The organism is Catenulispora sp. GP43 (assembly GCF_041260665.1).
Classification (GTDB): Bacteria; Actinomycetota; Actinomycetes; order Streptomycetales; family Catenulisporaceae; genus Catenulispora.
Map to the genome: position 1 here is coordinate 289,805 of NZ_JBGCCT010000010.1, position 22,844 is coordinate 312,648.

The 22,844-nt window shown below is 68.5% G+C and carries 20 protein-coding genes and 2 tRNA genes; 9 read left to right on the top strand and 13 right to left on the bottom strand.

What is annotated here, in order from left to right:
• Positions 1–2: 2 nt before the first annotated feature.
• From ABH926_RS22560 to ABH926_RS22585, 6 genes are all read right to left on the bottom strand, one after another.
• Complete coding sequence (locus tag ABH926_RS22560) at positions 3–2,363, bottom strand: NB-ARC domain-containing protein (RefSeq protein WP_370367685.1); 2,361 nt, start codon at positions 2,361–2,363, stop codon at positions 3–5.
• 99 nt (positions 2,364–2,462) lie between these two features.
• Positions 2,463–2,666: a DUF397 domain-containing protein gene (locus tag ABH926_RS22565; protein ID WP_370367686.1), complete on the bottom strand. Its 204-nt coding sequence runs from the start codon at positions 2,664–2,666 to the stop codon at positions 2,463–2,465.
• A gap of 166 nt (positions 2,667–2,832) precedes the next feature.
• Positions 2,833–6,054, bottom strand: a complete 3,222-nt coding sequence (locus tag ABH926_RS22570; protein ID WP_370367687.1) for a BTAD domain-containing putative transcriptional regulator — start codon at positions 6,052–6,054, stop codon at positions 2,833–2,835.
• A 92-nt stretch (positions 6,055–6,146) separates the two neighbouring features.
• Positions 6,147–6,638, bottom strand: coding sequence for a helix-turn-helix domain-containing protein (locus ABH926_RS22575; protein WP_370367688.1), 492 nt, complete (start codon positions 6,636–6,638; stop codon positions 6,147–6,149).
• A gap of 376 nt (positions 6,639–7,014) precedes the next feature.
• A tRNA-Leu gene (locus tag ABH926_RS22580) sits at positions 7,015–7,099 on the bottom strand.
• 4 nt (positions 7,100–7,103) lie between these two features.
• Positions 7,104–7,177: transfer RNA gene (locus ABH926_RS22585), tRNA-Leu, on the bottom strand.
• A gap of 284 nt (positions 7,178–7,461) precedes the next feature.
• On the opposite strand from ABH926_RS22585, the gene ABH926_RS22590 reads away from it, so the two are divergent.
• Positions 7,462–8,325 carry a phosphotransferase gene (locus tag ABH926_RS22590; protein WP_370367689.1) on the top strand — a complete coding sequence of 288 codons (864 nt, stop codon included), beginning with the start codon at positions 7,462–7,464 and terminating at the stop codon, positions 8,323–8,325.
• A 30-nt stretch (positions 8,326–8,355) separates the two neighbouring features.
• Here ABH926_RS22590 and ABH926_RS22595 read toward each other — a convergent pair whose 3' ends face one another.
• Entirely contained in the window at positions 8,356–9,312 is a 957-nt protein-coding gene (locus ABH926_RS22595; RefSeq protein ID WP_370367690.1) for an Lrp/AsnC family transcriptional regulator, read from the bottom strand.
• A gap of 146 nt (positions 9,313–9,458) precedes the next feature.
• Between ABH926_RS22595 and ABH926_RS22600 the strand changes: the two genes are divergently transcribed.
• Together ABH926_RS22600 and ABH926_RS22605 are read left to right on the top strand one after the other, a co-directional pair.
• On the top strand, positions 9,459–10,955 hold the full coding sequence (locus tag ABH926_RS22600; RefSeq protein WP_370367691.1) for a carboxylesterase/lipase family protein: 1,497 nt from the start codon (positions 9,459–9,461) through the stop codon (positions 10,953–10,955).
• Positions 10,956–11,051: 96 nt separating this feature from the next.
• On the top strand, positions 11,052–12,356 hold the full coding sequence (locus ABH926_RS22605) for an alginate lyase family protein (RefSeq protein ID WP_370367692.1): 1,305 nt from the start codon (positions 11,052–11,054) through the stop codon (positions 12,354–12,356).
• Positions 12,357–12,394: 38 nt separating this feature from the next.
• Here ABH926_RS22605 and ABH926_RS22610 read toward each other — a convergent pair whose 3' ends face one another.
• Complete coding sequence (locus ABH926_RS22610) at positions 12,395–13,249, bottom strand: alpha/beta fold hydrolase (protein ID WP_370367693.1); 855 nt, start codon at positions 13,247–13,249, stop codon at positions 12,395–12,397.
• 80 nt (positions 13,250–13,329) lie between these two features.
• Here ABH926_RS22610 and ABH926_RS22615 point away from each other — a divergent pair, with 80 nt between their 5' ends.
• From ABH926_RS22615 to ABH926_RS22625, 3 genes are read left to right on the top strand one after another with little or no spacing between them, the layout of a single operon-like run.
• Positions 13,330–13,752, top strand: a complete 423-nt coding sequence (locus tag ABH926_RS22615) for a winged helix-turn-helix transcriptional regulator (RefSeq protein ID WP_370367694.1) — start codon at positions 13,330–13,332, stop codon at positions 13,750–13,752.
• Positions 13,753–13,785: 33 nt separating this feature from the next.
• Positions 13,786–14,742 (top strand): ATP-binding cassette domain-containing protein, encoded by a 957-nt coding sequence (locus ABH926_RS22620; RefSeq protein WP_370367695.1) that lies wholly within the window; start codon positions 13,786–13,788, stop codon positions 14,740–14,742.
• Complete coding sequence (locus ABH926_RS22625; protein WP_370367696.1) at positions 14,742–15,629, top strand: ABC transporter permease; 888 nt, start codon at positions 14,742–14,744, stop codon at positions 15,627–15,629. The genes ABH926_RS22620 and ABH926_RS22625 overlap by 1 nt, the downstream gene beginning before the upstream one ends.
• On the opposite strand, the gene ABH926_RS22630 is transcribed toward ABH926_RS22625, so the two are convergent.
• A complete protein-coding gene (locus tag ABH926_RS22630) occupies positions 15,626–16,855 on the bottom strand; it encodes an MFS transporter (protein ID WP_370367697.1) in 1,230 nt (409 codons plus the stop codon). The two genes, ABH926_RS22625 and ABH926_RS22630, sit on opposite strands and share 4 nt — an antisense overlap.
• 75 nt (positions 16,856–16,930) lie before the next feature.
• Here ABH926_RS22630 and ABH926_RS22635 point away from each other — a divergent pair, with 75 nt between their 5' ends.
• The 3 genes from ABH926_RS22635 (at position 16,931) to ABH926_RS22645 (ending at position 19,721) form a co-directional block, all read left to right on the top strand.
• Complete coding sequence (locus tag ABH926_RS22635) at positions 16,931–18,016, top strand: ROK family transcriptional regulator (protein ID WP_370367698.1); 1,086 nt, start codon at positions 16,931–16,933, stop codon at positions 18,014–18,016.
• A 143-nt stretch (positions 18,017–18,159) separates the two neighbouring features.
• A complete protein-coding gene (locus ABH926_RS22640; RefSeq protein ID WP_370367741.1) occupies positions 18,160–19,170 on the top strand; it encodes an ABC transporter permease in 1,011 nt (336 codons plus the stop codon).
• A gap of 20 nt (positions 19,171–19,190) precedes the next feature.
• Positions 19,191–19,721 carry an ArsR/SmtB family transcription factor gene (locus ABH926_RS22645; protein WP_370367699.1) on the top strand — a complete coding sequence of 177 codons (531 nt, stop codon included), beginning with the start codon at positions 19,191–19,193 and terminating at the stop codon, positions 19,719–19,721.
• A gap of 22 nt (positions 19,722–19,743) precedes the next feature.
• Here the strand turns inward: ABH926_RS22645 and ABH926_RS22650 are convergent, their stop codons facing one another.
• The 4 genes from ABH926_RS22650 to ABH926_RS22665 form a co-directional block, all read right to left on the bottom strand.
• Positions 19,744–20,295 carry a hypothetical protein gene (locus ABH926_RS22650; protein WP_370367700.1) on the bottom strand — a complete coding sequence of 184 codons (552 nt, stop codon included), beginning with the start codon at positions 20,293–20,295 and terminating at the stop codon, positions 19,744–19,746.
• A 37-nt stretch (positions 20,296–20,332) separates the two neighbouring features.
• On the bottom strand, positions 20,333–20,875 hold the full coding sequence (locus tag ABH926_RS22655; RefSeq protein ID WP_370367701.1) for a GNAT family N-acetyltransferase: 543 nt from the start codon (positions 20,873–20,875) through the stop codon (positions 20,333–20,335).
• Positions 20,876–21,018: 143 nt separating this feature from the next.
• A complete protein-coding gene (locus tag ABH926_RS22660; protein WP_370367702.1) occupies positions 21,019–22,077 on the bottom strand; it encodes a low specificity L-threonine aldolase in 1,059 nt (352 codons plus the stop codon).
• 44 nt (positions 22,078–22,121) lie between these two features.
• The gene (locus tag ABH926_RS22665; protein WP_370367703.1) at positions 22,122–22,835 is read right to left on the bottom strand and encodes an SDR family oxidoreductase; all 714 of its coding nucleotides are present in this window, start codon (positions 22,833–22,835) and stop codon (positions 22,122–22,124) included.
• Positions 22,836–22,844: the final 9 nt, after the last annotated feature.

Sequence of the window (22,844 nt, forward strand, 5' to 3'; positions counted from 1 at the left end):
CACTAGTGCAGCCCCATGAGCCTTTGGCGAAGCTCGTCTGCTTTGCGGTCGAGGAAGGGTTCAAGCAACTCCAGCGCCTCGTCGCGAGCTCGCACAGCCTCCGGAGCACTGGAGAGTTCCGAATAGGCCTCACTCAAAAGGCACAGCGTCTTCGCCAACTCGTAGGCGTCGCCATCTCGGCGGCGCGTCACTTCCGCGTCCCGGTGAAAGGCAAGGCCCTCGGAGCCGTTTCCAAGGAGGCGGAGGACCTGTCCCATGCCGTCGAAGGAATCCGCCTCGCCTCGCACGCGTTCGACGGACTGTATTGCCAGGCAGGACTCGTATTGCACCAGGGCTTCATCCAAACGCCCTTGCCGCAGCCGCAGCCCTGCATGAGCCAAGTGCGTCTGATGGCGCATGTTGCCGCTCAGGTTGCCATAGGCCTCGAGCCACTGCTCGGCTTGGTCGTACAGTCCAAGTTCAGTACACGTTCTGATCAGCCGAACCGAGTTCGCGACGGCCGGGTGCGAATCGTCAGCGAGACCCGGAGGCGCGGCCGGCGGCAGACTCTCGGCGATCCGCAAAGCCTCCTCGGGTGCGCCCATGTCCAAGTGGCACTCGGCGAGGTTACCGATGATGAACTGCCGCATCGTGAAGGGTTCGTCCGGGCCTAGAGCGTCCAGCGCACAATGAAGGCTCGTGATGGCTTCCGGGAACTCTCTGAGTAGTAAGTGAGCCACCGCCACCCGGTTGGCGGCCAACGTGATCCCCTGCCGATCGCCGATCGCCTCGTAGAGCGCGAGGGCAGCGGAATGCTGCTCGAGTGCATGCCGGTAGTCTCGAATGCCCTTGAGGGCTGCTCCCAACGTGTTACGCACCGCCGCCTCGGCGGCCGAGTCGGCCAAACGCACCGCCGCGGTCACGCCGAGATCAGCGGCTTCCAACCAGTATTCGTAGTCCCGTTCAGCATCGAACAACGGCTCCGCGGATACAGACAATCGCCACGAGAGGTCGTCGAAGCCACGTGCCGAGGCGATCCTGGCGATCGCCATGATGGCGTCCTTCTCCTCCTTGTACCAGGCGATCACCTGCTCTCTTCCGTCCCCGATTCGTGAAGCGGCGCTCGCGATGGCGTCCACATAGAAATCGGCGAGCCGGTGCAAGGCGGCCTGCCTGGCTTCGGCCGTTTCTTGCTGTTCCGCAGCGTGAATCGCGTACGCACGAAGCAGATCGTGAAACTGGAAACGCCCCGATGCGGTCCGCTCGATCAGATGCGCCCCAGTAAGCAAGTCCAGATACTCTCCCGTCTGGAGTGGAGACGCCTCCGCCAGCACCGCCGCCGAATCCTGACCAAAGTCAATACCCGGATGCAGCCCGAAAAGACGGAAGGCCCTGGCGGCCGAGTCCGGCAGGTGCCGATACGACCAAGCGAAGACCGACTCAACAGGCTGCTGCGCGGCCGACCCGTCCGACATGTCAGTAACCTCATCCACGGTAAGGAGTAACGACTGGTGACGCAGTCCGTCGATCACGGCTTGCAGCGGCGTTGAAGGCCGAACGACGGCCCGCTCAGCCGCGATACGCAGCGCCAGCGGCAGGCCGGCGCACAAAGCCGCGAGTTCGGCGATAGCCGAGCGGTCGGCATCCCCGCGGTCCCGCATCGCAGAACTCAGCAAGGCAGCGGATTCATCCGCGTCGAACAGGCCGAGATCGATTCGGGTACCGCCGATGAACCTGGAGAGCGTCGGGAGCCTGCCGCGGCTCGTGATGAGCACCAACGAGTCGCCGCTGCCGGGCAGCAGGACCCGGGCTTGGCCGGCGGTCCCCACGTTGTCGAGAATGATGAGCAAGGCACGGTCGGCAGCCAGGGAGCGGAAGAGCTCGGCCTGTTCTTCCACTTCATGCGGAATGTCGTGAGCGGGTATTCCCAAAGCACGGATGAAGCGGTTCAGGGCTGTGGTCGGTGGCATCGGGGCCTGCGGCGAATACCCCCGAAGGTCGATGAAGAGTTGTCCGTCTGGGTAACGGGCACGGACTTCGTGGGCGAACCGGAGGGCCAACGAGGTCTTCCCCGCACCGCCCGCCCCAACGATGAGTGCGACCTGCGGCCCACCACTCGGCTGCGCCCGGCCGCCGCCCACCAAGGCTCGCAACCGTTCCAGCTCGGGCTCACGCCCGACGAACAACGGCAAAGTACCCGGGAGCTGGCGCGGGGGTGTGGGCAATGACGCGCGCGGGATGTCGAAACGAGTCTGGTAGTGGAAGTGCACTCCCCCACGGACATCGCGAGCCTGTACAACATCACGCGCCGTACCGGACATCGTTGAAGACGAATGGAGCGGGCCGTCGGGGCTGTCAGGGCCGACAAACGGAGTTGTCGTCATCGTGGCCACCTCGCAAGAAGCTTCCCCTGGATACGGTGCATTTCAGCACGGTGCGGCGCAGCCCGCCTATGACGAGCTGCGCCGCACCGGACTCGGTTCTCAGATGGGCATCTCGAATTCGCCGTTGAACGCGCCGAGCAGGAACGTCTCCCACTCACCCCGGTTGAACACCAACACCGGTCCCTGCCGATCGCTGCTGTTGCGCACGTGCGCGGTGCCGCCGCCGAACCAGACCTCCACGCAGTCCTTGTCGTTGGCGCAGAAGCTGCTCTTGGACCACTGCCTGCATCCGCCTGAGCCCATGGCTCCTCCTCCCCGAAATGTTCGGCACCAGGGGTCAGCGACCGTTCCCGATGCCGCCTACTCGTGAGGGATTCCATCGCGGCACTTCAGACTTCTTGCCGTCGGCTTGACGAAACGCTTGCATCCACGGGCTCGCAGGTCCGGTAAAGCCCTACTGACATCGCCGTCACCGGATCAGAGTCGTTGCCGACGCGGCCCGGTGTAGTCCGAGGCGCTGATACAAGTCTTTGGCCCGCGCCAGATAGCGGCGGCTGGCCGTGGGCTCCTCCGGGGCAAGCAGTTCGCCGATGGCTCGCAAAGCATGTGCCTGGTCCAATGGCGCTTGCGCTGATTCGGCTTCGGCCAGGGCCGTCGTGTAGCAGTCCAGGGCTGCCGTTCGGTCACCACCACGCTGGTGCAGGATCCCGGTGGCCAGGTGCACGTGGGAGCTCTGCAAAGGGTCCTCACTCTCCTCTGCCAGATGAAGAGCCCGGCTCAATTGGCGTGCCGCGATGCCGCTGTTGCCGAGATCAGCGTGGGCCACGGCGGCCTCCACGAGGGTCTCGGCCTCATTCCGATGGTCCGCGCCCGAGCGGGACCAAGCCAGGGCCTGCCTGAACGAAGCCAGGGCCAGGTCTGCTTGGCCGCGCCGGCGGTGGACCGCACCGATATTGGTGGCCAGCACGGCCAGGCACTGGGGATCACCGGACTCGGCGGCCAACGGCTGTGCCTGATGGAAGTAGGCCATCGCGACGTCGCACTCGTCAGCGATCAAGTGCATCTTGCCGAGATTGATGAGGACATCGCAGCGCAGTTCCGCGTCGCCGAGCGCGCTCGCAGCACTGAGTACCCGCTGCATGCATTCGAAGGCGGCGTCCAGTTGCCCCAGTTCGAACAGTCCGATGCCAAGGTGGTACTCGGCGGTCGCGCGCCGCTCCGGAGCGCCAAGGCCACCGAACATCTCAGCGGCGACGCGGAAATCTTCGACCGCTTCAGTACGGCGACCGGAGAGCCAGTGGATGCGCCCAGAGTGCAGTGTCGCTTCGGCCTGCCCATAAGGATGCTTGTTAACGGTCCAGATGGTGACGGCAGCGGTGGCGTGGGTCAGCGCCTTCTCGAGTTCTCCCGCGCGGGCATAGAACGCCGCGAGATCCGTGTGTATCTGCGCGGCTGTCGCGAAGTCCTCGCTTGGATCGGTACTCGCCGACTGAAGGTCAGGAACATCCGTCGCAGCCTTACGCAACAGCTCGATCGCCTCGCGCCAGTGTCCGCGCCGATCGAGGTGGCCGGCGAGGATGTGCAACAGCGAAGTCGTGGGTCCGCGCCAGCCATGCGCGGATGCGAACTCGAGGATCGCTGTCAGATTCGCAGATTCCAGATCCAGCCACGCGCGAACGGATTTGCGACTGTCAACGTCGATCGCGACGCCCGCAAGGTCCGCGGGTTCCGCGATCGACTGAGGCTGAGAGGTATTGTGCGAGGCTGGTTCGGAGGGGTAGAGCGTTCGGCCGGCACGTTCGGCGGTCTGCAAGTAGAGCAAGAACGTCCGGTGGACAGCATCCTCGACATCATCGAGGGTCTGCTCATGCCAGGCACGGTCGAGAGCGAACTCTCGGATCAGGTCGTGCAAGCGATAGCGATGCCGTGTGGTCTCCTCGATCAGATGGTGCTCCACCAGGGCGTCCAGCGCCAGGTCGGTACCTGTGGCGTCGGACTGGGCAAGCGCCGCGGCGGCGGGCAAGCCGATGTCAGGGCCCGGGTGCCCGGCCAAACGGCACAGCAGGGTTCGCAGCTGAGCCGAGAGGGAGTAGAACGACAAGGCGATGGCGGAATCCACCGGCCCGGTGATTTGGTCGTCGGCCGACCGATGCCCCGGGGTGTCCAGGCGCGCGACCAGATCGCCGAGCTTCCAGTTGGGGCGCTTGCGCAAGTGTGCCGCAGACACGGTGATCGCCAACGGCAGGCCGCCGCAGTGTGCCGTGAAGCGCCCGAGCGCTTCGGCGTCGACCTCCGCGGCGAAGCTGCGTTCGGTGATATCGGCGAGCAGTGCGTGCGCCGCCTCGTCGGGAAGCGTGCTCAAGGAACGCTGCCGCAGCCCTGACATGGTGCCCAGCTGTCGACGCGAGGTCAACAGGACCGCGGCCCCCGGCGCGGTGGGGAGCAGACACTCGACCTGTTCCAGGCTCTGCACGTCATCAAGAAGCAGGAGCAGACGCTTGCCGTAGATGCGACGGCGCCATAGAGCGGAAAGAGCATCGACCGACTCGGCACGGCCGACGTCCTGGACCGGCGCTCCGATTTCATCGAGGAGCTGGCGTAGCGCCTCCAGCGGGCCTATCGGGCTTTGGTGCGGGTGATGGCTGCGGAAGTTGATCTGGATCCGGCCATCTGGGCAGTCGTCACGAAGAAGGTGCGCGATACGCACCGCGAATGACGTCTTGCCGATTCCCGGCATACCGTCAATGGCAAAGATCGAAGGTCCGCTTGATCCGGATCCTAGGTCGGTGCGGACCGCTGCCAGCACATCGGCCAGCTCGGTTTCGCGACCGACAAGGTAGCGCGGACCGCGATCAAGATTGTCGGGCGGCTTTTCCGACTGGTCCACTGCCGCGCCGGAGCCCGTCTGCGATCCCCCGGCCGGACCGTGCGTGCCGCTCCGCCTCGGCGACCTGGGAGCCAGCTCGCCTTTCAAAATCCTTTGATGAAGGAATCGCAGCTCAGGGTTCGGATCGGCGCCGATCTCCGACCGCAATCGCTTCCGGGCTTCGCGGAACGTCGACAGGGCATCAGCCAGGCGTCCCGCCTGCGCCAGCGCGCGCATCAGCATGCCGACCGCCGCCTGGTCGACTCCGCCGATCGCGGTGAGCGCCGCGAGCTCGCTGACGAGTTCATCGGGATCGCTACCGAGCCTCAGCTCGAGATCGATGCGAGTCAGGACGGCGGAGCGCCGGCGCTCCCAGAGAGCACGCCTGGTCCCGTCCGCCCACTGGCCGACGAGCCCGGCCAACGGCTCTCCACCCCACAGGGCCTCCGCCTGACGGAACAAGGAAACCGCCGCCTCGGGATCCGAGACGGCGGTGGACCGGGCACGAGTGACCGCTTGATCGAAGCGTCGCGCATCGACGAGTTCGGCTGGCACGTCGAGCAGATAGCCGCCGGAACGATTGGCACGGATCAGCCCCACGGTATCGCCCGCTTCGCGCAATTTGGTGCGAAGACGCGATATGTACACCTGGAGGGTTTCCCGTTCCTTGATCGGCGGATTGCCGTCCCACAGGCGGTCGGCGATGCTGCCCGTCGAGACAGACAGGCCAGAGGCGAGCAAGAGGATGGCTAAGACGTGCTGGGCTTTCGAAGCGCCGACGGGGATACAACGATCTTGATCCCAGATCTCGACAGGGCCTAGCACGCGAAAATACACCTCTGTGCCCCCTAACACTATGCGGAGTATATATTTCGCCCCTTTTACTCATACACCGCCACGGAGGAAGCCTCCAGATCCTATGAGGGATTCAGTCCACGAAGCTGGACGACGCAGCCGAGTTCGCGCGTCCACCGAAGAAGAGCCAGCAGGCGCGGATGCCGGCGCCCGTGCTCCCAACGCAGGACGGTCGCGTCGGTAACCTCGAGCCTTCTGGCGAGCTCAAGTTGAGTCATCGGCAGCCTGTTGCGAATCTCGGTGAGCGTCCGGAACAGACGTCGGGCCTGCCTCACATCCCACGCCTGCTCGGCGTCGGCCACTGATTCGGTCAGCGGGTAGTCCCCGTCCGCACTGCAGATCGTAAGGCGGAGGTTGAACACCCGAGCCCAACGGATGAGATGAAGGAGGGTGGGCGCGTCACGACCGGCCTCCCAATCGTTCAACGTCGAGACCGCCACGCCCAAATGCGCGGCCAGATCCCGCCTCCGACGGAGAACGCCGTGTTTGCGCCGCGCTAGAATCAGGACATAGACAAGGTCGCCAAGGTCCTCGGTCGCATTACCCGAGTACACGCCGCAGCCACCTTATCGTTCGAAATTCCCCAGTTTTCGCACGCGTGCGAAAGTGTACAGGCGCTGCGTCACGAGAAATTAAAAGTCTGAGTTCTGCCGGTCGGGTCTCGTTAGAGTTGGCGCGTTCGCGCTCAACTTGAAGCCCCCGAGAGGTCTGACTTGATCTACCAAGTGATAGGTGCCGCCGTCGCCGCCGCTCTGCCCTTCTGGGTGTGGCACCCGTAATCGGGATCGGGGCGGCTGCGCGCTTGAGCGGCAGTACGCCCCGGCCAACGCTGACGACGAGCGCATCGCAGGTGCCCATGATGCGGCTTTTCCCTTAAGATGGAGCCTTTCAACCCGAAGGCAACCGCAAGCGTTACATGCGCAGGATCAGTGCACCCGGAGGGATTCGAACCCTCATGCCCTTTTCGGGCCCCGGCTTCTCAGACCGGGCTGTCAACCAGTTGCAGCACGGGTGCTGGGTGCTTCCGGTGGGAGTCGAACCCACACTTACGACGCGCTGAACGCCGTGCCTCTGCCAGTTGGGCTACGGAAGCTTGTGAAACATGAGAAGGGCCGCCCGGCCGGAGGTTTCCCTTCCGGCGGGCGGCCCTTGGACCGTCACCTGGTGACGGTCAGGCCGAGATCTCCTCCGGAAGGCGTGCAAGGCACAGGGACCGGAGGACGCACAGTCGGGTCGCTTCGACGGTCATGTCCCTGCTCCTTCCTTTCCGATCTCGGCTTCGGAACCGCTTGATGGGTACAGTCTGCCGGGTTCGCAGGGGGCCGACAACCGATTTATCGAAAGCCAACTCTCCCCCATCGATGCCAAGATCCGCGGGTGGAGACTTCCGACATCACGCGTGCGATCGCGGCCGCGACTTCGATCACCGCGTCGTTCGACCTGCCAGTGGACGAGGCGGTCATCCTGCAGAACTCGAACAAGCTGGCACTGCGGCTTGCCCCATGCGATGTCTTTGCCCGGGTCGCCCACGTGGGGCAAGAGGTTGCACAGTTCGAAATCGAGCTCGCCCAGCGGCTCACCGAAGCCGGCGGCCCGGTGTGTCCCCTGGAGCCTCGGGTGGACCCTCGTGTGTACAGGCGCGATGGCTTCGCAGTCACGCTGTGGACCTACTACCACCAGCCCGAGACGCCGCATGCCCCACCAGGCGACTACGCCGCGGCGCTGGAGCGGCTGCACGCCGGCATGCGCGACCTCGATGTGCCGAGCCCGCGGTTCACGGACCGCATCGCCGAGGCGGAAGAAGTCGTCGCCGACCGGGCTCGCTCACCGGAACTCGCCGACGTGGACCGCACGTTTCTCAGCGCCACGCTGGGAAGCCTGCGCAAGGCCATCGAGGGCCGCGGCGCCGTGGAACAGCTGCTGCACGGCGAGCCGTGGTCGGGCAATGTGCTCAACACAAAGAGCGGCCCGTTGTTCATCGACCTTGAGACGTGCTGCCGCGGCCCCGTCGAGTTCGACCTGGCTCATGCGCCCGAGGCGGTCGGCGGTCATTACCCGAACGTCGACCACGATTTGCTGGACAAGTGTCGGCAGCTCGTCCTCGCGATGCTCGCAGCATGGCGGTGGGAGCTTGGCGACCAGTTTCCGAACGGGCGGCGATTCGGGGAGGAACTCCTGCGCTTGCTGCGCGAGGGTCCTCCGTGGCCGGCATTCGACGCGGCGGCAATTCATCCCCGGTAGCAATATCCGAATCCGGCGCCGACTGACGAATCACGGCACAGGTCTGGTGCGGCCGGTGCGCTTGACCGAGGTGAGGATCGGGGTCACCTCCAGGCTGCGCAAGTCGTCCAGTGCGCCGACGGTCATGGTCAGGAATGTGTAGAGGGCGTCGAGGTTCTCGGCGGCAACGGCGACCAGGAGGTTGGCGCTGCCGGTGGTCGCGGCGGTGAAGCGGACCTGGGGGTGGCGGCTGAGGGTGGTGCCCGCCTGTTCCAGGGCGGCGGGGCCGGTGGCGATCCACAGCAGGGCTTCGGTGGCGATGCCGAGTTGGGCCAGGTCCACCTCGCAGGCCAGGCGCAGCATGTGGGAGGCCAGCAGGGTTTCCAGGCGGCGGCGGACCGTTGACGCCGACGAGTCGAGCGCCGTGGCCAACTCGTTGTAGCCGGCGCGGGCGTTGGCGGCGAGGTGGTCGATGAGGGCTTCGTCGAAGGGCTGGATCTGGGGCGGGGGAACGGGATCGTGGGTGAAGGAGGCCAGGGTCTCGAACTCCTGCGGGCTCAGCAGTCCCCCGCTCCAGGCGAAGCCGGCGGGGAACACCTTCATCAGGTCGTAGGCGTCCCACGACAGCACGTCGGCGGTGGCCGGCAGGTCGCGCAACAGCAGCGTGTTGCGCGCCTCGGCCCCGTCGAGAAACAGGACGCTGCTGATCTCGGTGCCGCCGCCGAGGACGTCCACCCAGATCGTGTCCGGTCGGCGGGCCAGTCCCGCGGCGATCGCCTTGATGCGCTTCGGCCGGCAGTGGATGCGCAGGACCATCGGGACGATCCGGGGGAAGCGCGCGGGGTTGCGCACGGCTGTGGGCCGCAGCGTGCCGTCGTGCAGGAGCGGGGCGGCGCGGCGCACGATCGTGCGCTCGGACAGGTCCAGTACCTCGGCGACAGTCCGCCACGAGGCACGCGGCGAGGCCATCAGCACCGCGGCGATCCGACGGTCGGTCTCGTTCAACATCGGAAGGTAGCACCGGCCCTGTCTTTGATCCGCCATATGGGGCTTACCCATGTCCTATATCGAGCAGAGTAGAGCAATATTTAGCGTGTTTTCGTTGCTCGGCGATACACCAGGGGTGTCCATTCAGCGCAAGGAAGGTGACACCGATGACCAACCCCGTCGTCAGGACCGAATCGGGCAACATCCAGGGCATCGTCGAGGACGGAGTCGCGGCCTTCCGCGGGATCCCGTACGCGGCCTCCCCGGTCGGAGATCTGCGCTTCGCCGCCCCGCAGCCGCACCCGAAGTGGGACGGCACCCGCGACGCCTCCCGCCCCGGCCCGGCCGTTCCGCAGAACGCGTCCCGGCTGGAAGCCGTCATGGGAGCGCGCACCCCGGACTGGGACGAGGACGGCTCGCTCAATCTCAACGTCTGGACGCCGCAGCCGGCCGAAGGCACGCGGTCCGGCCGCGCCCTGCCGGTCCTGCTCTGGTTCCACGGCGGCGGCTTCACCAGCGGATCCGGCGGCTGGGACTGGTACGACGGCCGCGAACTGGCCGCCGCCGGCGACATCGTCGTGGTCACCGCCAACTACCGCCTCGGCCCCCTGGGCTACCTGTACCTGCCGGAGCTCGGCGTGGAGAACCTGGGCGTGCAGGACCAGGGCGCGGTGCTGGACTGGATCGAGCGCAACATCGCCGCGTTCGGCGGGGACCCGGCCCGGATCACCGTCGGCGGCCAGTCGGCCGGCGCCTTCTCCAGCCTCTACCTCGCCGCGTCCCCGGTCACCGGCCCGCGGATCCGGCGCGTCATCATGCAGTCCGCCCCGTTCGGCCTGCCGCCGCAGAACCCTGGCGAGGCAGCCGAGAACGCCCGGCGCTTCGTCGACATCCTCGGCCTGACCGGCAGCCTGGACCTGCTCGAAGCACTCAGGGCGGTTCCGGTGGAGAAGATGCTCAGCGCGTACGGACAACTCGCCGGGGAACTGGCTCGCCCCGGCAACGTCGCGCCGCCGATGTACCCGGTGCTCGGCGCGTCCGGCATCCCGGCGGCCTGGCAGCAGGCGTTGGCCGCCGGACGTCTGGACGGCAAGCAGGTGCTGACCGGCACCACCAAGAACGAGATGACCGCGTTCTTCGCCTTCAACCCGGCGGTTCAGGCAATCAGCGGGGAGCAGGCACGCGCGCTGGTGGCCGGGCAGATCGAGGACGGCGCCGAGCGCTACGACCGCACAGCCGCGAAGATCCACGACGCCGTAGACGACGCAAAGGTCGCAGAGGTTGCAGAGGTCGGAGACGTCGCGGCCAGCGTTGTATTCACTGAAATCGAGACCGAAATCGTTTTCCGCGACGGGACGCTAGCCGTCGCCGACCACCAGGCCGCCGCCGGCTACTCCACCTACGTCTACGAGTTCGATTACACCCCGGCCGACGACCCGGCACACCTCGGCGCTACACACTGCGCCGAACTCCCCTTCTTCTTCAACACCATCGACGCCTACCCCGGCTCCCCCATGCTCGGCGAGCCCACCGGAGCGGCACGCGATCTGGCCGACACGTTCTCGCACGCGGCGGCCTCCTTCGTCGCCACGGGGCAGGTGGACGCGGACGGCTGGGAGCCGTACCGGTCCGGCGACTCGGAAACCATCCGCCACTTCGGCTGACCGAGTTCATTGACGCGCCCGGTCTCCCGCGCGACACTGACCCGGCGGGATTCATAAACCTGTCATCAGTTCACGTATATGAAAACCCTCCACCAGATGGAATGGGAGACTTTCGTGAAACGCAGCCGCACCATCGCAGCCCTCATACTCGTCGCGGGCCTGGTGACGCCGTCCGCCGCAGCCGCGGCGCGCACGGCGGATCAGGCCCCTGCGAGCCGCTCGTTCCGCATCCCGGCGACCGTGGTCCTGGACGGCTACCGCATGGCGCTGACCCGCGAACTCGTCCGCGCCGGCGTCCCGTCCCTGCAAGCCCCGCTGACCGAACTGCGCACCCAGGCCGACGCCGACCTCACCGCCGGACCGTGGTCGGTGATGGACAAGCCGCAACTGCCGCCGAGCAACGACAAGCACGACTACCTGAGTCAGGCCCCTTACTGGTGGCCCACGCAGCCCGCCACCGCCGCCAACCCCTGGGGCTGCCCGTACGTGCAGAAGGACGGGGTGCGCAACCCCGCGATCGACGACATCACCGACCACGCCGAGCGCGGCGAGATGTTCAACGCCGTCTACGACCTCACCCTGGCCTGGTACTACACCGGCGACGCCGCCTACGCCCAGCGCGCGGCGCTGGACCTGCGCACCTGGTTCGTCGACCCGGCCACGCGCATGAACCCGAGCCTGGACTACACCCAGTTCATCCCCTGCATGGTCAGCGGCCGGGGCATCGGCATCATCGACTTCTCCCAGCAGTTCACCGACATCCTCGACGCCGTCGCGCTGCTGAACACCGGCGCGCCCGGCTGGTCCGCGTCCGACAACGCCGGCATGACCAGCTGGAACAAGCAGTTCCTCACCTGGCTGCAGACCAGCAAGAACGCCTCCGACGAGGCCGCCGCGACCAACAACCACGGCTCCTTCTTCGACATGCAGGAGGCCGCGCTCGCGCTGGCCACCGGGCAGCCGGCGCTGGCCCGCTCGATCGTCGTGACCGCCGAGACCAAGCGGCTGGACGACCAGATCGCCGCCGGCGGCGGGCTGCCGCAGGAGCTGTCCCGCACCCGCAGCTTCCACTACTCGACCTTCGACCTGGTGGCGCTGACCCGGCTGGCGATGATCGGCCGGCACGTCGGCGTGGACCTGTGGCACTACACCACGCCCGGCGGCGGCACCTTGTTCAAGGCGGTGGACTTCGTCGTCCCGGCCGCGACCGGCCAGGCCGCCTGGACGTATCCGGAGCTCCAGTTCCAGGCCTTCGCCGCCGACGACGACATCCACGCCGCGGCCGACGCCGGGGACCGCACGGCGCGCGCCGCCGTCGCGCATCTGCAGACGCCGCCGGGTGGCGACCTGTGGCTGCTGCGTCCGGCTCCCGAACAGTTGGATCCGATCAGCGGGTCGTGACACTCGGGTGCGCTCAGTGTGGGAGTCGGTGAACGATGTCAGTCCAGGAAGTCGGCGAGCGCGGCCAGCAGGGCCTCGGGTCGGTCCAGCGGGATGATGTGCCCGCAATCGGCGATGGTGCGCCCGGTGACGTCGTCGGCGACCCGCCGCAGCTGGTGGTACAGCGCCGGGCCGACGGGCTGCGCGCCGATCGCCAGCACCGGCGCGGTCAGCCGGCCGGCGGCGGTCGCGGCCTGGATCTGGCGCGCGGTCTCGGGCATCGCGCGGTAGTGCTCGAAAGCGCAGCGCAGTGACTCCGTGCCGGTGTACGCGGCGACGAACGCGTCGCGTACACCGGCGGGGATGCCGCGTCCGCACGTTCCGGCCGTGAGGAACCAGTCGACGTATTCGGCCTCGTGGCCGGCGAGGACCCTTTCGGCCAGGTCCGGTACCTGGTGGAAGCCGAACCACCACGGTGCGCCGCCGGACAGGAAGTCCTCGGCCCCGGGCAGGCGGCCGAGGACTGCTTCCATCAGGACCAGCCGGCGCACGAGGTCCGGGCGGCGCAGGGCCAGCAGGAAGGCCGGGGCGGCGCCGGCGTCGATGCCGGCGACCGCGGCGTGGTCGACGTCCAGGGCGGCCAGTAGCTCTTCGGCGTCGCGGGCGAGGTTCTCGGCGTCGTATCCGTCGGCGGCGCGGGTGCTGTCCCCCAGGCCGCGCAGGTCCGGGGCGATGACGCGGTGGTGCTCGGACAGTGGGCCGATGACCGCGCTCCACAGCCGCCAGGTGTGGGGGAATCCGTGCAGCATCAGCAGCGCGGGGCCGGTTCCGCTGACCGCGACGTTCACCTCGATTCCGTTGACCGGTATGCGAAGCAGCCGCGGGTCCTCGTACGGGGACATGGTTCCTCCCATGTGGTTACGATTGGATACCTGGTAACCGTAGGAGAGCGATGGAGACGGGCCAAGACGGCACTTCTCCGTCAGGTGGTGAGGTGGAAGTGACCGCCCTGGCCGACGACGCGCGCGGCGACTTGTTCGATCCGGCGTGCCCGACCCGCGGACTGCTGGACCGGCTCGGTTCGAAGTGGACGTCGATGGCGGTGAAGGTGCTCGCCGGGGCCGCGCCGGCCGAGGTGCGCTTCGCCGAGCTGCGGCGCCGGATGCCCGGCGTCTCGCAGAAGATGCTCTCCACGACGTTGCGGGGCCTGGTCCGCGACGGGCTCGTCGACCGGCGGGTCGAGCCGACCGTCCCGCCGCGGGTGCACTACCGGCTGACCGCGCTCGGCCTGTCGTTGGAGGAGCCGCTGTCCGCGCTGCGCGCGTGGGCCGAGGCCCATATGGCGGAAATCGACCGGGCCAACCATGCCGCGGCGGCCGAACAGGTGACAGGAGCCGATGATTCCGCCGTTCTGTAGCGGCTCACTGTCCGTGGCCATAGCCTGGACGGTGTGGAGTCCCCGACCGGCGTCATCGGCACGCGCGAGCTGACCAAGGTCTACCGGGACACGGATTTCGCCGCCGTCGACCGCCTGGACCTGGACGTGCGGCCCGGTGAGATCTTCGGCCTGCTCGGCCCGAACGGCGCCGGCAAGACCACCACGGTCGGCATGCTGACCACGCGGGTGGTGCCGACCTCGGGCCGGGCGTTCGTCGGCGAGGTGGACGTGGTGGCGCGGCCGGCGCTGGCCAAGCAGCTGATCGGGGTGGTCTCGCAGCAGAACACGCTGGACCGGCAGCTGACCGTCTGGGAGAACCTGTACGTGCACGGCCTGCTGTTCGGCATCCCGCGCGCCGAGTCGCGCCGCGCCGCCGACCGGCTGCTGGAGCAGTTCCACCTGGCCAAGTGGGCCAAGGCCTCGGTGTTCGCGCTGTCCGGCGGCATGGCGCAGCGGCTGATGGTGGCGCGCGCGATCTTCCACCGGCCGGCGGTGCTGTTCCTGGACGAGCCGACCGCCGGCCTGGATCCGCAGAGCCGGCTGGCGTTGTGGGAGATCCTCGGCGAGCTCAACGCCGACGGCCAGACCATCTTGCTGACCACGCACTACATGGAGGAGGCCGACCGGCTGTGCGAGCGCGTGGCCATCATGGACCACGGCCGGATCCTGGCGCTGGGCACGCCGGCCGAGCTCAAGCACGGCGTGGACGCGGACACCGTGGTGACGGTCAGGGCGAAGGGCGACCTCGACGCCCTCGGCGCCGTACTGCAGGAGCAGGTCGCCGGGGTGACGCGGATGCGGGCGTCGGGCGACAGCCTGGAGATGCACCTGCGCGGCGCGGACGGCGCGCTGGCGCGGATCGTCACAGCCGCCGAGGCCGCCGGCTACGACGTGGCCGACCTGTCGGTGGCCGAGCCGAGCCTGGAGGACGTGTTCATCGGGCTGACCGGTAAGGAGTTGAGGGACTGATGGCCGCGCGAACCGACGCCCTGCCCGGTACGCGGCAGCAGATCGGCTCCCGTCCGACGCGTTCGGCGGCCGCCGCGGCGCGCACGGCGCTGGGCGCGCTGATCCTGCGCGACCTGATGGTGCTGAAGAAGAACTTCGGCGAGTTCGTGGCGCGGACGCTGGTCCAGCCGTTCCTGCTGGTGTTCGTGTTCTTGTATGTGTTCCCGACGATCGGGCAGGGCATCGGCGGCGGAGGCGGGACGCACAGCGAGTCGGCGTTCGCGACGGTGCTGGTGCCGGGCGTGGTCGGCATCTCCATCATGTTCCAGGGCATCCAGGCGGTGGCGTTGCAACTGGCCTCGGAGTTCGGCTACACGCGCGAGATCGAGGACCGGGTGCAGGCGCCGTGCCCGATCTGGCTGGTGGCGCAAGCGAAGGTGTTCTCCGGCGCGGTGCAGGGGATGATCTCGGCGCTGCTGGTGTTCCCGATCGCCGCGGTGGTTCACGCCAAGGGGGTGCAGGCCGACCTGTCGTTCCACTGGTGGATCCTGCTGACGATCATCCCGTTGGCGTGTGTGGCGATGACCTCGCTGGGGCTGCTGCTGGGGACGACGTTCGAGGCGCGGAACATCGGACTGATGTTCGGTTTCGTGGTGCTGCCGCTGACGTTCCTGGGCGGGACGTACTACGAGTGGACGCGGCTGGCGCCGGTCAAGGTCGGCGGGTTCCCGTGGTTGCAGACGCTGGTGCTGGTCAACCCGCTGATCTACATCAACGAGGGGATGCGCGCGGCGCTGACGGACGCGCCGCACATGCATCTGTATGTGGTGTATCCGGTGCTGATCGGGTTCTTGGCCTTGTTCCTCGGGTTGGGGCAGCGGAACTTCAAGCGGCGGGTGTTGTCTTAGCGTGGCTCGCCCTCGTGATGCATTGTCGCCTGCTCCGGCCGCGTCCGCAGCGCACCGGCCAGCAGGGCCAGCGCCGCCGCGGAAGCAGTGATCAGGGCGAAGGCCGCCGGATAGCCCGCCGCGCCGGCCGTCCAGCCGATCGCTGCGGGAGCGATAAGTCCGGACAGGTACGTGATGGTGGCTACGCCGGCGACGCTTTCGCCGAGCGAGGTGCCCTTTCGGCCGGCGGCGCTGAACACCAGGGGCACGTTCATCGCGATGCCGGTGCCTATCAGGATGAGGCCGAGCATGCAGGGCAGTGGGGCGCGAAAGGCCACGACCAGGACGCCGCCGCAGGTGGCCACCACGCCGCCGATACGGACCGCCATGACCGGGCCGATGCGGCGTACCACGGCGTCGCCGAACAGGCGGGTGGCGGTCATGCTCAGCATGAACAGGGTGTAGGCGGTGGCCGCGACCGTGGGTCCGGCCCCTACCACCTTGGTGACGTAGACCCCTGACCAGCTCGTGGTCGCGCCCTCGGCGAAGGTACCGCAGAAGCCCGCGATGCCGATGCCGAGGATGGCGCGGGTCGGGAGGGCGAAGCGGCGCGGCGCGGGTTCGGCGGCGCCGGCGGTGGGGACGTCCGCGCCGAGGCCGCGTCCGGCGCATCCGGCCAGGACCAGCAGCACCGCGGCGGTGACGAGCAGGCGCACGCGCGGGTCCAGGTGCGCTTGGGCCGCGCCGATGCCGGCCGCGCCCGCGACCAGGCTGCCGAGGCACCACATGCCGTGCAGGCCGGACATGACCGGGCGGCCGGAGCTGCGTTCCAAGGCCACGCCCTGCGCGTTCATCATCACGTCGCTGCTGCCCGCGGCCATGCCGAGCAGCAGGTAGGCCGGGAACAGCAGGGCCGGGCCGCCGGCCAGGACCGGCGCCGGAAGCAGTGCGCACCACAGGAGGATCAGCAGCCGGGTGGCTCGGCGGGCGCCGATGCGGTGGGCGACGCGGTTGGCGGTCGGCATCGCGACGAAGGAGCCGATCGGGGCGCAGAACAGGACCAGGCCCAGGGACGTGGGGCTGAGTCGGTCGTGCGCCTGGATCCAGGGCAGGGAGGTGGCCAGGGTGCCGGCGACCGTGCCGTGAACCAGGAAGATCAGCTTGATGGCGCGGTGGCGGGCCCGGTCGTCGGGGCGCGGGTCGTCAGGCTGGGCGGACAGGCCGGGCGGGGTCAGAAGCTGGGTCACGTCGGAGAAATTATCAGGGACCCTTCCTGATGGAAAGTGAATTAATCAGGGTCCCTGCCTGATTACTATGGGGCCATGAAGACCGCGACCCCGGCCACCGCCCGCGCGATCAACGACCGGCTGGCGCTCGACCTGCTGATCGAGCACGGCCCGCTGACCGCCCCGCGGCTGCGCGAGCTCACCGGGCTGTCCCGTCCCACCATCGCCGACCTCGTGGACCGGCTGACCGCGGCCGGGCTGGTGGAGTTCGTCGGCGAGGCCGAACAGATCCGGCGCGGGCCGAACGCCCGGCTCTACCGGCTGATCTCCGAGCGGGCCCACGTGGTCGGCGTGGACCTGCGCCGCACAGGGTTCACGGCGGCCGTGGCCGACCTGTCCGGCCAGACCGTCGGCACGGCCGCCCGGCGCTTCGACACCGCCGACACCGCCGACGGCGCTGACAGCCCTGACGGCACCGACGCCGACGCCGCCGACGGCGAACCGGACCTGGTCGCGATGCTGACCGACGCCATCCGGGAGGCCGCCGACGGCCGCGTTCCGCACATCGTGGTGATCGGCGCCCCCGGCCTGGTGCGCCCGTACTCGGGCGAGCCGGCCGGCCGGAACGAAGTGCCCGGCTGGCGGCCGGACCTGCCGCGCGAGCTGGAGCGGGTGCTGGGCGTCAAGGTGCTCCTGGAGAACGAGGTGAACCTCGCGGCCGTCGCCGAACACCGGCTCGGCGCGGCAGTCGGCCGCGCGGACTTCGTACTGCTGTGGCTGGACGAGGGCATCGGCGGCGCGGTCGTGTTGGACGGCCGGCTGCGGCGCGGCTCATCGGGCGGCGCCGGCGAGCTGGGCTGGCTGGAGGTCGACGGCGTCGGGTTCTGCGACCGGATCGGGCCCGAGGTGCGCGAAACGATCGCGCCGGAGGAGCTCGCCGAGCAGATCGCGAAGGGCGCGTTCGCCGTGGTCTCCGTCCTCGACCCCGGGCTTCTGGTGCTCGGCGGCAGCGCGGGACGGGCCGCCGGGGAGCCGTTGGCGACGCTGGTCGAGGAACGGCTCGCCGCCAAGTCGCCGATCGAGACCGAGGTGCGGGCGAGCACGGTCGAGGGCGACGCGGTGCTGCGCGGAGCCGTGCTGACAGGGCTCGATCTCGTGCGCGACGAGGTGTTCGGGGGCTGAGCTCCCTGCCTGGACTGCGCGCCCAAGAAGATCGCCAAGGCACGCCCGGGCATCTTGCTTGCCCGCGTAAGCACTGTCTATTATCCCAACATGCCTTTGGATAAAGCTGGGCCAGTCCCCTCCACGGCTTGGCCGACCGCCCTGTGATCACCTACATCATCAGGCGTCTGTTCTCAGCAGTCGTGCTGCTGTTCGTGATCAGTCTGATCACGTTCTTCATCTTCTACGTTTTCCCACGCCTGGGCGGACAGACGGCCGAGTCGCTGGCGGAGCAGTACGTCGGCAAGACCCAGAACCCTCACGCCATCGCCGCAGTCATCCATCGCTTCGGATTCGACCAGTCGGTCTGGGTGCAGTACGGCCGCTTCATCAAGGGCATCTTCGTCGGCTACGACTACGACACCGGCACGCAGATGTCGCACTGCTCGGCCCCGTGCCTGGGCTACTCCTTCAAGACCAACGAGCTGGTGACCGACAGCATCGGCAAGTGGCTTCCGGTCACGATCTCGCTCGCGATCGGCGCCTCGGTCCTGTGGCTGGTCTTCGGTGTGGCCGTGGGCGTCGCCTCGGCGCTGAAGAAGGGCTCGATCGTCGACCGGGCCGGCATGATCGCCGCCCTGGTCGGCGTGTCGCTGCCGGTGTATTTCGTCGGCCCGCTGCTGGCGCTGGTGTTCGTGGTGAACTGGCACATCTTCCCGGATCCGGGCTACGTCGCGTTCACCAAGGATCCGTGGAACTGGTTCACGCATCTGCTGCTGGCCTGGATCGCGGTGGCGTTCGGCCTGGCGGCCCTGTACGCCCGCCTGACCCGGGTCGGCATGCTGGACACCATGAACGAGGACTTCATCCGCACGGCGCGGGCCAAGGGCCTGCCGGAGCGGACGGTCATCTTCAAGCACGCGCTGCGCGCGGCCCTGACTCCGATCGTCACCATCTTCGGCATGGACATCGGCTTCGCCCTCGGCGGCGTGGCGCTGGCCGAGCAGGTGTTCAACCTGCCGGGCATCGGGCGCGAGGCGGTGGACGCGGTGAGCCAGTCCGACCTGCCCGTGCTCATGGGCGTCACGCTCGTGGCCACCACCTTCATCGTGCTGGCGAACCTGGTCGTGGACCTGCTCTACGGCGTCGTCGACCCCCGGGTGAGGGCCTCATGAGCAGGAGATAGGGTCCCAACATGCCTTTGGATAATACTGGGCTGGTTCCCCTTCGAGCCCTGGCCAACCCGTTGCGGCTCCGCATCGTGTCGCTGGTGACGGGGACGGCGATGTCGGCGACCGAGGTCGCGGACGAGCTCGGCATCGCGCACGCGTCGGCGAGCTATCACCTGCGCCAGCTCGCCGCGGCCGGGTTCTTGCAGCGGGTCGAGGACGTCAAGGACCCGGCCACCCCGGCCCGCCGCGGACGGGCACGGCTGCTCTATCAATACGACCCGACCAGCGCCCACCGCCTGGATCCTTCCAGCGGTCGGGAGCTGTTGTATGAGGCGACGCTCACCGACCTTCGCCGTCGGCTGCCTTTGATGACCAGGCAACGGTCGACCACCGACGTCGAGGTGTGGGTGGGCCGTGAGGTGTGGGATGAGGCGTGCGACCTGGTCCAGCAGGCTATCCAGCTCATCCACGACAAGGCAGGTCAGCCGCGGGCCGAGGACAGGGTGCATGTCAGTATGACGGCGTTCATGTTCGAGTTGGACGACAGCGCCTGAGTACCGGTACGGCGGCAGCCGGCTAAGCTCCGGCCTCGGCCTCGGTCTCGGCCTCGATAAGCGTCAGAATCCGCTCCCGGTTGCGCAGTCCGTCCGGCGTCTCCGACTCCGGGTCCACGAGCATCCACCCGTGGCCGTCGGCGACGAAGGGCTCGAAATCGAACAGCTGCTGCCGGTAGCGGTTCTCGCTCTCCGGCAGGTTCCGCAGATGCGACAGCGGCCCCCACGACATCGGTTCGCCGGCCAGCCGCCAGCACGCGGCGTGCAGGGCCATGCGGTCGTCGCCCTCGCCGTCGAACAGGTCCGCGTTGAACAGCGGGCCCGCCGGGCTCTCCAGATCACCGTCGTGCACGAGGCCTGAGACGGTCGGGGTCAGGAGCGCGTCGCCGTCGATGCGCAGGCCGAGCGCGTCGCGCAGCCAGGCGTGTTCGGGGCCGAAGGCGATGATCGGGGCGCAGGCGTCGCCGCCGTCGCCGCGCCAGATGTGGAACATGTTCGCGGTCTCGGCCGGGACGTAGTGGTCCTGCTGGACCGGCAGCCCGCAGACCTGGCAGTACGTTGCGAAGACAGCCATCTGTTTCAACCCCCACGAAGCGGCCGCGCCGCGCAGCCTAGAGGGCAGGAGGGTATCGGACGCCGAACCACTGCTCGGCACCGTACTCCTCGAAGCGGTCTACCTCGGCGAAGCCCAGCTTCGTCGCCAGGCGCCGGGAGGGGATGTTGGCCTCCTGTGTGCACAGGACCACCGGCTCGCCGGGGCGGACGGTGGCGACCCAGTCCAGGACCGCCGTGCACGCCTCGGCGGCGTAGCCCTGGCCCCAGGCGTGCGGCAGGAACATGTAGCCCAGCTCGGTCTCGTTCGCCTCGGGGCGGACGTGGCCCGGGTGCACCGCGGCGCGGCGGTCGAGGGTGATCAGGCCGATCATCGCGCCGTCGCGTTCGATCACGAAGAAGCCGAAGCGCCGGCCGGGGATCTCCGGTGCGGTGCGCTCCAGTTCGTCGCGCGATTGGGCGCCGCCGACGTAGGTCCCGACTTCCGGCGAGGCGAACAGGTCGATGATCGTCGCGCGGTCGCGGGCCTCGGTCTGGCGCAGGACGAGCCGCTCGGTCCTGATCGGGCCGGGCGGCCAGGGGTTGGGAGCGGGGTCGGTCATGGAGGGCCAATTTATCGCATAAGACGCGCTGAATCAGCTTTCGGGACCGGCCGGCCGCTCAGCCGCTTCCTGACGCTGACGGCACTGCGTCACCGCGCGAACAGCCCCGGCATCACAACGGATGCCGAGGCTCGACAAACCTCTCAGGCGTGCGCCATCTCCTCGCGCACTGCCGCGGCGAACGCGTCGATGTCCGCCTCGGTGGTGTCGAACGAGCACATCCAGCGCACCTCGCCGGTGTGCTCGTTCCAGGTGTAGAAGCGGAAGCGCTTCTGCAGGCGCTCGGTGACCTCGCGCGGCAGGATCGCGAAGACCGCGTTCGCCTGGACCTGCTGGGTGATGCTCACGCCCGGAACGTCGCGGACGGCCTCGGCCAGGCGCTGGGCCATGGCGTTGGCGTGCGAGGCGTTGCGGTGCCACAGGTCACCGGAGAGCAGGGCGTCGAACTGGGCCGAGATGAAGCGCATCTTGGAGGCCAGCTGCATAGACATCTTGCGCAGGTACATCACGCCGTGGGCGGCGTCGGGGTTCAGGACCACCACGCACTCCCCCGCCAGCAGGCCGTTCTTGGTGCCGCCGAAGCTCAGCACGTCCACGCCGGCGTCGGTGGTGAACTCGCGGAAGGGGCGGCCCAGGGTGGCGGCGGCGTTGCCCAGGCGGGAGCCGTCCAGGAACACCTTCATGCCGTGCTGGTGCGCGTGATCGCAGATCGCCTTGATCTCCTCGGGGGTGTAGCAGGTCCCGAGTTCGGTGGACTGGGTGATGGCCACGACCAGCGGCTGCGCGCGGTGCTGGTCGCCCCAGCCCCAGGCGTGGGTGTCGATCAGCTCGGGGGTGAGCTTGCCGTCGGGGGTGGGGACGGTCAGCAGCTTCAGGCCGCCGATCTTCTCCGGGGCGCCACACTCGTCGACGTTGATGTGCGCGGTGGCCGCGGCGATCACCGAGCCCCAGCGCTCGATCATCGCGTCCATCGCCACGACGTTGGCGCCGGTGCCGTTGAACACCGGGAAGGCCTCGGCGCGCGGCCCGAAGTGGCCCTTGAAGACGTCCTGCAGGTGCTCGGTGTAGGCGTCCTCGCCGTAGGAGATCTGGTGGCCGCCGTTGGCCACGGCGATCGCCTCCAGGATCTCGGGGTGGATCCCGGCGTAGTTGTCGCTGGCGAAACCGCGGTACTCGGGGTCGTGGCGGCGGGTGATGGTCACGGTGTTCCTTCAGGCCTTCGGGGACGGATCAGGTTCGGGGTGGGTCAGGGCGCCAGGCGCACGCGGGTGCCGTTGACCTCGGCGGCCGGGAGCGCGAACAGCTTCACGATCTCGGCGGCCAGGTCGTCCACGTGGGTGTAGCCGGGGAACTTGCCCTCCGGCTTGGCCTCCTTCATGGCGTCGGTCAGCAGGGCCTTGACGACCAGCACCACCGCGGCGGCGTTGTCGCCGGCCTTCTTGAAGCCGTCGGCCAGGGCCAGCGTCCAGGCCTCGGCGGCGGCCTTGGCCGCGCCGTAGGCGGCGTTGCCGGCGGTCGGCGCGGAGGCCGCGGTCGCCGAGATCAGCACGAAGCGGCCGTCGCCGGCGGCGTCGAGCGCCTCGTGGAACGCCAGCGAGGTGTGCTGCGTGGTCTGGATCAGCAGCTTGTGCAGCAGATCCCAGTCCTCGAGCTTGGACTCGCCGAAGCTCTTCGAGCCCCGCCAGCCGCCGACCAGGTGGATCACGCCGTCCACGCGGCCGTGCTCCTCCAGCACCTTGTCGGCGAACGCCTTGGTGGCCTCGGCTTCGAGCAGGTCCACCGCGGCCGGGACGGCGCGGCCCGGCCCGACGGCCAGGGCGGTGCCGCGCTCGGCGTTCTCGGTGGTGGTGTCGACGCCGATCACGGTCGCTCCGGCCGCGGTCAGCGCGCGGACCACCGCGCCGCCGGCGCCGCCGCCGGCGCCGGCCACCACGACCACGGACTCGGTGTTCAGGCTCATTGCTGGAAG

Bases quoted from the DNA above. Each gene is read 5' to 3' on its own strand.
- ABH926_RS22560 (WP_370367685.1), bottom strand. From the start codon at position 2,363: ATGACGACAACTCCGTTTGTCGGCCCTGACAGCCCCGACGGCCCGCTC.
- ABH926_RS22665 (WP_370367703.1), bottom strand. From the start codon at position 22,835: ATGAGCCTGAACACCGAGTCCGTGGTCGTGGTGGCCGGCGCCGGCGGC.
- ABH926_RS22625 (WP_370367696.1), top strand. From the start codon at position 14,742: ATGGCCGCGCGAACCGACGCCCTGCCCGGTACGCGGCAGCAGATCGGC.
- ABH926_RS22600 (WP_370367691.1), top strand. From the start codon at position 9,459: ATGACCAACCCCGTCGTCAGGACCGAATCGGGCAACATCCAGGGCATC.
- ABH926_RS22655 (WP_370367701.1), bottom strand. From the start codon at position 20,875: ATGACCGACCCCGCTCCCAACCCCTGGCCGCCCGGCCCGATCAGGACC.
- ABH926_RS22595 (WP_370367690.1), bottom strand. From the start codon at position 9,312: ATGTTGAACGAGACCGACCGTCGGATCGCCGCGGTGCTGATGGCCTCG.
- ABH926_RS22635 (WP_370367698.1), top strand. From the start codon at position 16,931: ATGAAGACCGCGACCCCGGCCACCGCCCGCGCGATCAACGACCGGCTG.
- ABH926_RS22650 (WP_370367700.1), bottom strand. From the start codon at position 20,295: ATGGCTGTCTTCGCAACGTACTGCCAGGTCTGCGGGCTGCCGGTCCAG.
- ABH926_RS22565 (WP_370367686.1), bottom strand. From the start codon at position 2,666: ATGGGCTCAGGCGGATGCAGGCAGTGGTCCAAGAGCAGCTTCTGCGCC.
- ABH926_RS22645 (WP_370367699.1), top strand. From the start codon at position 19,191: ATGCCTTTGGATAATACTGGGCTGGTTCCCCTTCGAGCCCTGGCCAAC.
- ABH926_RS22610 (WP_370367693.1), bottom strand. From the start codon at position 13,249: ATGGGAGGAACCATGTCCCCGTACGAGGACCCGCGGCTGCTTCGCATA.
- ABH926_RS22605 (WP_370367692.1), top strand. From the start codon at position 11,052: ATGGAATGGGAGACTTTCGTGAAACGCAGCCGCACCATCGCAGCCCTC.